The following is a 1,223-nucleotide window of genomic DNA, read 5'->3' as shown; positions in this document are numbered from 1 at the left end:
GACGGAGTAAGACCTGCAAGTGTAACAATCAGATTGATAGCCGACGGACAACCAACAGATAAGACTCTTACTTTAACAGAAGCAAATAACTGGACAGGAAGTTTCACAGACCTTGACGAATATAAAGCCGGAAAGAAAATAGAATATACTGTAAAAGAAGAAGCTGTTGAAAACGGATATGATAGTAAAGTTACAGGAAGTGCTAAAGACGGCTTTACAGTAACAAATACAAGAGAACCTGAAAAGACATTTGTAGAAGGAAGTAAGACTTGGGAAGATGCAAATAACCAAGACGGAAAGAGACCGAAAGAAATAAAGATTAATCTGTTAAAGAATGGAACTGTAGTAGAAACAAAGACAGTAACAGAAAAAGACAGTTGGAAATGGAAATTTGAAAATCTTGATAAATTTGAAGCCGGACAATTAATCAACTATACAATTACTGAAGAAAAAGTAGAAGAATATACAACAGAAGTAAAAGGAAACGATGTTGTAAATACACATACACCTGGAAAGACATCAGTACAAGTAACAAAAGCTTGGAAAGATAATAATAACCGACGGAGTAAGACCTGCAAGTGTAACAATCAGATTGATAGCCGACGGACAACCAACAGATAAGACTCTTACTTTAACAGAAGCAAATAACTGGACAGGAAGTTTCACAGACCTTGACGAATATAAAGGCGGAAAGAAAATAGTTTATACAGTTAAGGAAGAAACTGTAGGAAACGGATACGAAAGTAAAGTTACAGGAAGTGCAAAAGAAGGCTTTACAGTAACAAATACAAGAGAACCTGAAAAGACATTTGTAGAAGGAAGTAAGACTTGGGATGATAAAGAAAACCAAGACGGAAAGAGACCGAAAGAAATAAAGATTAATCTGTTAAAGAATGGAACTAAAATAGCTACAAAGACAGTTACAGAAAAAGATGGCTGGAAATGGAAATTTGAAGATCTTGACAAGTATGAAAAGGGAGAAGTAATCAACTACACAATTACAGAAGAACAAGTAGAAGGTTATACAACAGTAGTAACAGGACATAATGTTAAGAATTCATACACACCAGGAAAGACATCAGTACAAGTAACAAAAGCTTGGGAAGATAAGAATAACCAAGACGGAGTAAGACCTGCAAGTGTAACAATCAGATTGATAGCCGACGGACAACCAACAGATAAGACTCTTACTTTAACAGAAGCAAATAACTGGACAGGAAGTT

The 1,223-nt window shown here is 35.5% G+C and carries 2 protein-coding genes; both read left to right on the top strand.

Going from position 1 to position 1,223, the window contains the following annotated elements:
- On the top strand, positions 1-621 hold a 621-nt coding region (locus ACMX2D_RS07180; protein WP_414973329.1), incomplete at its 5' end, for a Cna B-type domain-containing protein.
- On the top strand, positions 593-1,223 hold a 631-nt coding region (locus ACMX2D_RS07175; protein ID WP_414973328.1), incomplete at its 3' end, for a Cna B-type domain-containing protein. The genes ACMX2D_RS07180 and ACMX2D_RS07175, both read left to right, overlap by 29 nt.

The sequence above is a fragment of the Parvimonas oralis genome, from assembly GCF_047608425.1.
Classification (GTDB): domain Bacteria; phylum Bacillota; class Clostridia; order Tissierellales; family Peptoniphilaceae; genus Parvimonas.
Note: the sequence above shows the minus strand (reverse complement) of the source record. Positions and strands in the feature narration are given on the sequence as shown.